At 47.8% G+C, this 10,309-nt stretch carries 11 protein-coding genes; 5 read left to right on the forward strand and 6 right to left on the reverse strand.

What is annotated here, in order from left to right; all coding sequences use genetic code 11:
• Nucleotides 1–90: 90 nt before the first annotated feature.
• Genes menH through GZ78_RS00620 form a run of 3 tightly spaced genes read right to left on the reverse strand, consistent with a single transcriptional unit; the run spans nt 91 to nt 4,137 of the window.
• Nucleotides 91–927 carry a 2-succinyl-6-hydroxy-2,4-cyclohexadiene-1-carboxylate synthase gene (gene menH, locus GZ78_RS00610; RefSeq protein ID WP_051785685.1) on the reverse strand — a complete coding sequence of 279 codons (837 nt, stop codon included), beginning with the start codon at nt 925–927 and terminating at the stop codon, nt 91–93.
• Nucleotides 924–2,666 (reverse strand): 2-succinyl-5-enolpyruvyl-6-hydroxy-3-cyclohexene-1-carboxylic-acid synthase, encoded by a 1,743-nt coding sequence (menD, locus tag GZ78_RS00615; RefSeq protein WP_034831950.1) that lies wholly within the window; start codon nt 2,664–2,666, stop codon nt 924–926. Before menD ends, menH begins: the two co-directional genes overlap by 4 nt.
• A gap of 37 nt (nt 2,667–2,703) precedes the next feature.
• The gene (locus GZ78_RS00620) at nt 2,704–4,137 is read right to left on the reverse strand and encodes an isochorismate synthase (RefSeq protein WP_051785686.1); all 1,434 of its coding nucleotides are present in this window, start codon (nt 4,135–4,137) and stop codon (nt 2,704–2,706) included.
• A 262-nt stretch (nt 4,138–4,399) separates the two neighbouring features.
• Between GZ78_RS00620 and GZ78_RS00625 the strand changes: the two genes are divergently transcribed.
• Nucleotides 4,400–4,732, forward strand: a complete 333-nt coding sequence (locus GZ78_RS00625) for a hypothetical protein (RefSeq protein WP_034831952.1) — start codon at nt 4,400–4,402, stop codon at nt 4,730–4,732.
• 55 nt (nt 4,733–4,787) lie between these two features.
• Entirely contained in the window at nt 4,788–5,003 is a 216-nt protein-coding gene (locus GZ78_RS00630; protein WP_034831954.1) for a DUF6500 family protein, read from the forward strand.
• A 57-nt stretch (nt 5,004–5,060) separates the two neighbouring features.
• Here GZ78_RS00630 and GZ78_RS00635 read toward each other — a convergent pair whose 3' ends face one another.
• Nucleotides 5,061–5,288: a hypothetical protein gene (locus GZ78_RS00635; RefSeq protein WP_034831955.1), complete on the reverse strand. Its 228-nt coding sequence runs from the start codon at nt 5,286–5,288 to the stop codon at nt 5,061–5,063.
• Nucleotides 5,289–5,414: 126 nt separating this feature from the next.
• On the opposite strand from GZ78_RS00635, the gene GZ78_RS00640 reads away from it, so the two are divergent.
• Entirely contained in the window at nt 5,415–5,951 is a 537-nt protein-coding gene (locus GZ78_RS00640; RefSeq protein ID WP_034831957.1) for a hypothetical protein, read from the forward strand.
• 406 nt (nt 5,952–6,357) lie between these two features.
• Here GZ78_RS00640 and putP read toward each other — a convergent pair whose 3' ends face one another.
• A complete protein-coding gene (putP, locus tag GZ78_RS00645) occupies nt 6,358–7,887 on the reverse strand; it encodes a sodium/proline symporter PutP (RefSeq protein WP_034831959.1) in 1,530 nt (509 codons plus the stop codon).
• Nucleotides 7,888–8,146: 259 nt separating this feature from the next.
• Between putP and hutI the strand changes: the two genes are divergently transcribed.
• Nucleotides 8,147–9,403: an imidazolonepropionase gene (gene hutI / locus GZ78_RS00650; protein WP_051785912.1), complete on the forward strand. Its 1,257-nt coding sequence runs from the start codon at nt 8,147–8,149 to the stop codon at nt 9,401–9,403.
• 37 nt (nt 9,404–9,440) lie between these two features.
• On the opposite strand, the gene GZ78_RS00655 is transcribed toward hutI, so the two are convergent.
• A complete protein-coding gene (locus GZ78_RS00655) occupies nt 9,441–10,088 on the reverse strand; it encodes an NAD(P)H-binding protein (protein WP_034831961.1) in 648 nt (215 codons plus the stop codon).
• 36 nt (nt 10,089–10,124) lie between these two features.
• Between GZ78_RS00655 and GZ78_RS29250 the strand changes: the two genes are divergently transcribed.
• The coding region (locus GZ78_RS29250) for a hypothetical protein (protein ID WP_407919741.1) at nt 10,125–10,309 on the forward strand (185 nt) is incomplete at its 3' end.

Below are 10,309 nucleotides of genomic sequence, written 5' to 3' on the forward strand. Positions count from 1 at the left end.
ACGACTCAAGACTCTTCAAAAACAGCCATGAGCAAATAACATTGTTCTCAGCTTCCCTTGAGTAGAGGAAGTCGCTGAGCACAGTCTTTATCACGGTAAAAGTAACTGCCTGATCATTTTCGCCATTACCTCTGGCTGTTCCCTGTGAATATTGTGACCCGCCTCTTTAATTTCATGAATCCCATGAAAACACCCCATCTCCAGCAGACGGTGAGCGATGGCCTGAAACTTCAAATCTCTCTCACCGCAAAAATAATGTGAAGCTCCCGAAGTTCGGTTCAGCATCCCCCAAAATTCAGGTTGCCGAGACAGGCTGAAGGCTTCAAGGGCATACGCCAGTGATTCACCACTCTCAGTAGCTGCCTCCTGCTCAGTAGACGATATTTCTACCTGATGACTGTTGCAACGATGCTGCATCAGCCGTTCTCGCTCACGACTGTTCAGATCAGCAAAAATCGGTTGGTGATACCAACGCTGCAAGACTTCACTTAATGGATTATTGCGGAATTGTTCTGCCCAGCCCTGGTCATTCTTCCAGCGAGCCTTTCGCTCAGCTTCGTCTTCGAGACCCGGATGGGAAGACTCCACCAGCAACCGGTCAACAGCCTCTGTTTCCTGAACCAGATGACTCATAGCCAAACGCCCACCCAGTGAGTAGCCCAAAAGACTGTATTGACTGAGCCCAAGCTGGGAAAGCGTTTGGCGCAGCAAATCGCTAAATGCTTCAAACGCATTGTCCTGACTGACCTTGATATCGCGGCTTTTACCATGTCCGGGCAAATCCACAGCCACCAGATAAAGATCGTTTTCAAGATTTCTAGCCAATGCTTCCCAGTCACTGGAGTCACCGAGAAATCCATGCAATAAAACCAGTGGCACCCCTTCTCGGATACCCCAGGTTCGATAAGCCAGATTGATTTCGCTCATGACAACATCTCCAGCAGGCTCACCGCCTGCTTTATTTGTTCAGCCGCCTGACCGGGCCGAGTCGTGACCTCAATGACTGAAGCGCCTGACTGTTGGCCCGCCTGTTTCAGTAAAGATTCCAGTTCATGACGATTGGCAGGCTGGTGATAACACAGGCCAAACATCGCAGCAGCCTGGCTGGCATTCAGGCCATGGGGAGTCACAAAGTATTCCTGTGCAGCTTCAGGCCGATCTTCCACAGGCAGCATATTAAAAATGCCACCACCGTCGTTATTGATCACCAGTAATACAAAAGGTGTTTTCAGCTGACGCAGCAGTTGAAGAGAGTTCAGATCATGAAGGAATGAAAGATCGCCAATCACTGCCACCATGACGTTTTTTTCACCCAAAGCACACCCTGCTGCCGTCGCCATTAGCCCGTCAATACCACTGGCTCCACGGTTGGTATACACCTGACCGGTGGGAAACAGGGAAAACATATCCAGCAATCGAATCGGCAGGCTGTTACCCAAAAACAGGCTGCTGCCTTCGGGCAGCATTTGAGTCAGGTTTGCACCCAACCAACGCTCAGTTAACGATCCTGTTTCCGAATCAAGCTCAGTAACCTGAGAATGGACCGATTGAGACAGCTGCTCGATCTGTTTTTTCCATGCCATCTCAGAGTCAGTTACACAGGACCGACCCGCCAACATACGACAGCAATCAGCGACAGGAGCTACCAGGCGATACGTTTGACTATGACCCGTATCCATCCGCCTGAACTCCTGCCCTGCCATCCAGTAATGTTGCCACTCACCTGCAGATACAAACTTATCCAGTCTCTTTGAAACTAAATGACCACCGACCTGGAAAATTCGATCCGCCTGACTAAGGAGAAACTTTCCTGCTTTGCCAGCCAATAGAAGATCTGCATGAGGAATAGCATCCGGATGACCATGAAGCTGGGATTGGAGATCGGCCAGCAGAGGCCACCCCAATTGACGCGCCAACTCTGCAACGGCTTCTGCAGACTCCCTTTCCTCAATACGGCCAGCAATGATCACCCCTTTACCATTGGCAAACTCTGACCACTCAACAGGGCTCTTCTCAATTGAGACATTCAACTGAGCGTCATAAACCGTATGGGGAGCATGAGCTGAACACCAGAGTGACAGTCGACTCAAATAGCCAGAGAAATCAAACTCCCGCCCTTGCGGATATAAGGGTTCACGAAACATACAATTTACGTGCATGGGTAACCCCTGCATACAGGAGCGGGCAAACGCCTGATCAATACTGGTCAGTAACCAGCTTGGGGGGATATTTTCATCAGGTGTTGGCAACTTTAAAGTAGCTCCGGGATAACCCGCATAAATATCCTGTTGTTCAATAGCCTGATTAGCCCCGCAGTCAATAAGCTCGGGTGGTCTGTCTGCAGTCAGGATGATCAGAGGAACCCCGGACTGCCGGGCTTCAATAACAGCCGGATAGAGATTGGCAACCGCAGTGCCGGAAGTAGTAATAACGGCAACCGGCTTACGGGTGCTTTTAGCCAGCCCCAAAGCAAAAAAACCCAACCCGCGCTCATCAAAGTGCACATGTTTCTCAAGTTTTTGATGCTCTGCAGCCATCAATGTCAGAGGGGCAGAACGCGAGCCCGGTGCAATACAGGCATGTTCAACGCCTAGACGACTCAACTCTTCCAGAATCAGTGCAGACCAAAGAAAGTTAAGGCTAGGATGCCTGGTGGGAAAGGTCATTTGGTTTTCCAATACAGTACTCTATGGTGATGCAGCTTTAGCCAACCCGATAGCCATTTTCATGATCCGGCGTATGCTGCACTTCCGGCTCACGGCTGATGGATGTCTCTGTAACACAGGTTTTCTGATCCAGAAGTGACTGAACAGTTTTGATCTTGTTATTCAACTCCTGCCATTCATCCTGCACATCTGAGCCATTGACAATGCCTGCACCAGAAAATAACGAGAGGCTCTTCTCCTCCAGCAAGGCGCTGCGTATAGATACGGTGAATTCACTGCGTTTTTTACCCAATACACCACAGGCGCCAGCATAAAGTCCTCTATTGTAGGTTTCATGCTTTTCAATAAAGTGCCGGGCCATTTCTCTGGGTTCGCCACCCACCGCAGGTGTTGGGTGTAAAAGGGAAAATAACTGACTGTCATCGACACCTTCTTTGAGAACGCCTCTTATCAATTGCCTCAGATGCTGGATGGTCTGGAGTTTGACAACAGAATGACTGCGATCGAACTCCAGGTAGCTGCATATTGATTCAAGACGTGTGCGAATATCTTCCAGCACCAGGCGATTTTCATGGACATTCTTTGAGTCATTAAGCAGACGAAGCTCAAGTTTAAAGTCTTCATCCCTGTCACTGCCCCGTCTCGTTGTGCCGGCCAGAGCTTCAGTATGGATAACACGATCGACTCTGCGAAACAGTCGCTCAGGCGAACAGCCAAAGAACAGAGAACCTTCGTCAGATTCAAAGCCAAAGACATAAGACCTGGGATTCGCAACCTGCCATAAATACAATATCATCCAGGGATCCAGTTGCCCTTCCAACAAGTGCAAACGTGCTTCTCTGGAAAGCACCACCTTTTTCAACACTCCCGACTCAAAACCCTGCAAGGCCTGCCTGATCAGGGAAGTCCAGAGGGACTGATCAGGCTTAAACTCCGGCGTACTGAGCAAACACTGCGTATCCGTTTCTTCCAGAGCCCAACTCACCTGCTCCAGGTTGTTCAGAACTTTTTCAATACTACACGTCCATGACAGTTCATCTTGACCCAGTAAATGACAGGCCAGAGACCCCCCCTTTCGGGTCTGAGTCACTTCCAGCACCGGGAAAAAGAATTCACCGTAACCAAAGTCAGGCCAGATCATGTGATGACTGTCGGAAAAGGATAAATAGCCCAGGCAGCGTGTTGTTTTGCCCAGTAATGAATCGACCTGCTCAAAACAAGTGCTCACTTCCGACTGATCCCTGATTTTGAAACGCCAGGCTTTGCCAAGCCCTGCCACTTTGTAGTCGCTGTCTCTATCCTGCCAGTAACTTTTTCCTGATAGTGTCTGAGCCGTAAGCCAGTTAAAAAGATTAATCATGGGAAAGGGCTGTTCTATCCGTACCAGAGGCTGCCCTGGTGCACCGGACAACCGAAGCTGCCTCAGCCGCTCAGTCAGCTCTGCTACCTGACTTCGAACTTCTTCTATCAAGACCCTACTCCCAAGCGCTTAGGCCAAATTCAGATATTAAATTGTACGTATTTGCATCAGCCCATTCAGGATGGTAATTACCGAAACAGACAAAAACACGAGCAGCATTTATCCTGAAGAACCCTTCGCCTAGCACCTGTAAAAGTCACTCAAGAGGCATTTCTTGAGATACATTCATAATGTCCACTCGAAACACTCACCAGAAGCGGCATGGAAATGGTATTATGTGGGCTGACATAAATACTCTGGAACTAGATCGAGTATGGCAACCAATGGCGAATCTGCCAGAAGATGGCTGGAAGAAAACCAGGACAAGGTTTCACTTGAACGTATACGACAAATACGCGATAGCATCTCAAGTAAGTTACAGGACCTGAATGAGTCCGATGAGACTTATCCAGGACTGCTTGAAGCCCTGGATGTAATGGATAATCATCTGCTTCAGGAAGATCAGGAGCCACCCACACCAGAAAGTGAACCTGTTAGTCTGGATCTGGGACCGCTGGTTTCTCATGCTGATGCCGAAGCCCCTCAACTAACAGCACAAGAGAAGAAGTTGAAGTTTCAGCAACTGCTAAAAACAGGCAAGTTATAAACCTCTTTCATGCATAGAGTCACCCATCACTTACCTTGAGTTCAAAATCAGGAAGATGAGAGAAAGTCTGAAACGTAAGATTATTGAAATATGTGATAAAAAAGTAGCCAGCAAGGGTGAGGACGCAGGCGTTTCATTTTATGCATTTTTCAAAAACAAAAATGATGACCCAGAACTGCTCATGGAAGCTGCAGAGTGGTGGATTATGACTCATCAGCTGGACCATTTTGAAAAAGCCATAAAAATTAAAGCCATGATTCAGTCCAACTGACCTTTCTGGTGAACCATTAGCCTGCACTATTACGATGCAGGCTTTTCATATCCAGATTTACAGCATCACCTTCAATCGCTTGCACTCTTCCACCACCAGGTCATAGCTCCAGGACTGGCTTTTCGGGGCTGGCTCATCATGCTCGATCAGCTTGTGACACATTTGCATAGGGTTCAGACCTTTTTTCTTCAGTCGCTCCAGAACTTGCCTTAACTCGTCATCATGAGGGTCGCGAATTTCGCTTTCCTGATCACGCTTTTTGACTGCAACTTTCAATTGTTTCATGACTCTCTCCATATTTCATTAATATATGAACTCAGGATTCTTTATTGAGAACAGCTCTCAGAGCAGACACCCCTTACTCTATACTCAAATAATTGTTTCTGCGTGCCATAGTGCAGGAGGGAGTTCATGAAACGTCTCTACTACCTGACCAAGTCACTGGACAGCGTCAGTCAGATCTCAGACGATCTTCACCGGGAAGGCTTATCAGACTGGAACATCCACGTACTCAGTAAAGATATCGCCGGCCTCTACCACCGCCATGTTCATGGTGCCAATCTTTTCCACCAAAATGATCTGATCCATTCGGGAGAAATGGGTGCCATGATTGGCGCTGCTCTAGGCACTATGGCCGGACTCACCGTCGACAGCCTTTTCTCATTACCGCTACTTGTTCCAGCTGCAGTCATGGTCTGCTGCACCCTATTTGGGGCATGGTGTGGTGGACTGGTAGGCATTACCAAGGAGAACTATAAAATCAAGCGCTTTCATAATGACCTTGAAAAAGGTCAGTACCTTATTATGGTCGACGTCCACAGAACTCAGGAGCTACTCGTTAAGCAACAGATACAACGCTATCACCCTGAAGCAATGCTAGCGGCTCAAGGGTCAAGCCTAACTCAACCCTTCAGTTACAACTTCTGGTTCTCCCCCCGAAAAGCCTAACTTCTCCGGGCCTCGTAAATCTTATGCGAGGCCTAAACACATTCTCTTCGTCGTTTATCCTGCTATCACAAAAACATCAAAGTAACTGTCTTCGAAAACTCATAACTTTTAGAGTGTAGAAACAGCAATGAGCCTCTGGAGTGATCAACATGAGTGATGTTTTGGGCGAGTGTTTTTAAACTGTGACAGGAGCCATAAAATTTTTTGTCATGTTTGAATGACGAGTGCCGATAGTCGTTTCTCCACATCATCAATTGTTTCAATGGAACTGTAATGAACGACTTGAAAAAACTGATTCACCTAGAACAAAAGGTCGGAGATGTAGCTTACTGGTTACTGACTGTGATCGTAATTGTCTGGCCAACCTACACACTGCTTTTATAGGCAGTGTGCAGGTGATATTGAATTATGACAGTGAGGGCTCTTCATCATCATAGCGAGAAACAGAACGGGCCCGGCTCTCCACCTCTTCAAAACAATCAATCATATCCCTTGAAGGCTGTCGACTCATCAAGCTAAACAAAATACAAATGAGCAGAGAAATCAAAAACCCCGGGACAATCTCATAAAGATCAAATACCCCACCGGATAATGGCTTCCATACCAGAACAGTGACTGCGCCTGCAATAATGCCTGCCATTGCGCCTACGCCAGTCATTCTTTTCCAATACAGAGACAAAAGTAGCGCCGGTCCGAACGCGGCACCAAAACCAGCCCAGGCATATGACACCATTCCCAGAACACTACTATCAGGATTCATAGCCAACCAGGTTGCTATCACCGCAATACCTACAACAGCCAAACGCCCCACCAGAAGCACTTCCTGAGCATTGGCATTCCTTCTGAAAATATCCCGATAGAAGTCTTCAGCAAAAGCCGTTGAGCAAACCAGTAACTGAGAATCTGCTGTGCTCATGATAGCTGCCAAAATAGCTGCCAGCAGAATACCGGCAAGCACTGGATGGAAAAGAGTATTCACCATCAGCATAAAGATGGCTTCAGGATCATCCAGCTGAATACCTGTTCTCTCGGTATAAACTATTCCTGCCAGACCGACCAGCAATGCACCCAACATACAAATAGCGGTCCAGCTGATCGCAATACGTCTTGCCAGGGTTAACTGACTTGCTGATTGAACGGCCTTGAAACGGGCCAGAATATGAGGCTGGCCAAAATACCCCAACCCCCAGCCTAATAACGAGAAAATAGTAATCCAGGACAATGCCTGACCTTCACGGGTAGTAAAGGCATTGAGCAGCTCCGGATTCAACTCTCTGATTTCTACAAACACCCGGTCAGCTCCACCACTGACCTCAAGCGCCGCTATGGGCACGATCAGCAAGGCGACAGCCATTAACAGCCCCTGGATCAGATCGGTCCAGCACACAGCCAGAAAGCCACCAAACAGGGTATAGGAAATGACAGACAACATACCGATGATTACGGCCCACTCATAATCTATTCCAAAAACAGATTCAAACAGTTTGCCCCCGGCAACCAGACCCGAGCTGGTATAAAAAAGGAAGAAGACCAGAATGAATGCAGCAGAAACAGGTTGCAAAAGCCCTTTGCTATCTTCGAACCGATTAGCAAAATACTCAGGAAGCGTCAGAGAGTCATCCGCTACTACACTGTATATTCTCAAACGCCGGGCGACGATCAGCCAATTCAACCAGGTACCACCCAACAACCCCGCAGCCAACCAGAAAGCTTCGAAACCGGCAGCAAAAGCATAACCGGGCAAGCCCAGCAACAGCCAACCGCTCATATCAGACGCCCCTGCACTTAAAGCCGCAGACCACGGACCTAACGAACGACCTCCCAGAAAGTAGTCAGCTGAACTGTGTGTTCTCTGCCAAGCGATATAGCCCACTCCCAGCATCATGGTAAAATAAACTACGAAGGTGAGAATGATCTGTAGATTGCCTTCAGACATAATTGTGTCCCTGACCGTGCATACCCTTTTTTATCAAGGTAGTTCATTTATCACTCATCTGTAACATTTCTGTATTTTTTATAACCATTAGAATTAATCACTCCGTCTTCTTACGGTCACCAATCTTAACCATCTACTCAGCTGCAGATTTCCTTTCGAATTAAGATTATCTGGCTATTCTTAGATTCCATCTCCAGTCATAATGATCTGCCAGCATCTTGATTCTGGCTTCTGTGTAGCCGACTGTCTGAGTACAACCATGGCAATGCATCGCGTGATCCAACTAAAAGAGTGCGACCGAGTCTGGATTAATGTCAATCTGGCTACCTTTGATCCAGCCATGTCTCACCCCTATGGCTCAAGACACCGTTGTGCTTTAGGTATCCACAAGGGAAAGATTGCACGCATTGAACCCATGTCTGCTGTTACCGCCACTCGACTGCCTTATGATGTAACTGACGGCCATAACGGTTGGCTGACACCGGGACTCATCGACTGTCATACCCATTTAGTATTTGGCGGTCACCGGGCCCAGGAGTTCGAGTTACGACTAAAAGGTGTCCCTTATGAACAGATTGCTGCTCAAGGAGGGGGGATTCTCGCCACAGCCAGAGCTACCCGGGTAAGATCCAAAGAGCAATTGATCAAGTCTACCCTTCCCCGTCTCAAAGCATTAACTGCAGAAGGCGTCACACTGGTTGAAATCAAATCCGGTTATGGCCTTAACCTGGTGGACGAAATCAAGATGCTGGAGGTTGCCAAAGAACTTCACAACCGACATACCATAAAAATTATCAGTACATTACTGGTAGCCAGCACCCTTCCCCCTGAGTTTGCAGGAAGAACTGACGAATACGTTGATATGATCTGCCAGCAGCTTATCCCTGAAGTAGCCGACAAAAAGCTCGCAGAAGCGGTAGATATACATTGTGAAAATGCTGCTTTCACCATGGCTCATCGTGACAAAATTTTTCAATCAGCCATAGACAATGGTTTACCTACCAAATGTCATACCGAGCAGTTCAGTGAAAATGGTGGGGCCTCTCTGGCTGCCCATATGAATGCCCTTTCCTGCGACCACCTTCAGCATATTTCTGAACAGGGCATTGCGGACATGGCAGAGTCCGGGTCTATTGCGGTGCTACTTCCGGGCTCTTATTATTTTATGCGCTGCCAAACCCCACCGCCGGTAGAGCTACTACGGCATTATCAGGTTCCTATTGCTCTGGCTACAGACACCAACCCAGGCACCTCTCCACTGGCATCTATCAGAATGATGATGAACATGGGCTGCATCTTTTTTCAGCTAACCCCCGCAGAAGCTCTGGCAGGAGTGACGATCAATGCCGCTCGTGCCCTGGGTATTGCTGATCACTATGGAAGCCTTGAAGAAGATAAAGCGGCAGACTTCTGCCTCTGGGATATTGATCACCCTAATGAACTCGCCTATCAATTAGGGCACTGCCCTTTGCAACAGAGAGTTATTGATGGACAGATCATCGATACCAGCCACTGACACACGTTATCTGTCGCCTCTGTATCCATACAGAAACTTACTGAAATATCTCATCCAGAGTGTATGTTGAAACGCCGTCAGCTCTTTCTTTTGTAGCCACTTTCAACATTTTACCTGCCAGCTCCCAATCATGAATGGGCCTTAGCTTTCTCAAACCAGGTAACTGGCAAAGACAAGGTAATACCTTGGCAGCCAGGCCTTCACCCAAACGATTTTCTCTTCTTTTTCCCAATAACAGTGATGGCTGGAAGATACTCACATTCTGGAAAGGAAGCTGTTTTATTGCCTGCTCTAATTCACCTTTCATTTTGAAATACTGAGAATGACTTTGCGCATTGGCACCACTTGAACTGATTAACAGATAATGAGGCACATTATTCTCTGCAGCAATTCGGGCCGCCTCCCATTGATAATCAAAATCTATCTGTCTTTGGGCATCGATAGAGCCAGCCTGCTTTTTCGTTGTACCCAGACAGGAAAAAAACAAATCACCTTTGATAAGATCCCGAGACTGCTCCAGATTTTTGAAATCAATGATATGACTTTCCAGTTTGTCAGACGTTTGCTGAACCTCTCTGCGAGCCAGTGCTACTACCTTCTCAATATCTGGAGACTCCAGAAGCTGATCCAGTAATTCTGAGCCCACCAAGCCAGTAGCACCAATGATTACCGCTGTTTTGAGCATGGAATGACTCCGCTATTTAAGGTTTTTTATTCAGTGATGATATACCGGATTGGGACAGAAAGCTGGAAGGCTGGAAGGCTGGAAGGCTGGAAGGCTGGAAGGCTGGAAGGCTGGAAGGCTGGAAGGCTGGAAGGCTGGAAGGCTGGAAGGCTGGAAGGCTGGAAGGCTGGAAGGCTGGAAGGCTGGAAGGCTGGAAGGCTGGAAGGCTGGAAGGCTGGAAG

It is taken from the genome of Endozoicomonas numazuensis (genome assembly GCF_000722635.1).
Taxonomy (GTDB): domain Bacteria; phylum Pseudomonadota; class Gammaproteobacteria; order Pseudomonadales; family Endozoicomonadaceae; genus Endozoicomonas_A; species Endozoicomonas_A numazuensis.

Coding starts and splice junctions, on each gene's coding strand:
- menH (WP_051785685.1), bottom strand. CDS start 927: ATGAGCGAAATCAATCTGGCTTATCGAACCTGGGGTATCCGAGAAGGG.
- GZ78_RS00625 (WP_034831952.1), top strand. CDS start 4,400: ATGGCAACCAATGGCGAATCTGCCAGAAGATGGCTGGAAGAAAACCAG.
- GZ78_RS00640 (WP_034831957.1), top strand. CDS start 5,415: ATGAAACGTCTCTACTACCTGACCAAGTCACTGGACAGCGTCAGTCAG.
- menD (WP_034831950.1), bottom strand. CDS start 2,666: ATGACCTTTCCCACCAGGCATCCTAGCCTTAACTTTCTTTGGTCTGCA.
- hutI (WP_051785912.1), top strand. CDS start 8,147: ATGGCAATGCATCGCGTGATCCAACTAAAAGAGTGCGACCGAGTCTGG.
- putP (WP_034831959.1), bottom strand. CDS start 7,887: ATGTCTGAAGGCAATCTACAGATCATTCTCACCTTCGTAGTTTATTTT.
- GZ78_RS00655 (WP_034831961.1), bottom strand. CDS start 10,088: ATGCTCAAAACAGCGGTAATCATTGGTGCTACTGGCTTGGTGGGCTCA.
- GZ78_RS00630 (WP_034831954.1), top strand. CDS start 4,788: ATGAGAGAAAGTCTGAAACGTAAGATTATTGAAATATGTGATAAAAAA.
- GZ78_RS00635 (WP_034831955.1), bottom strand. CDS start 5,288: ATGAAACAATTGAAAGTTGCAGTCAAAAAGCGTGATCAGGAAAGCGAA.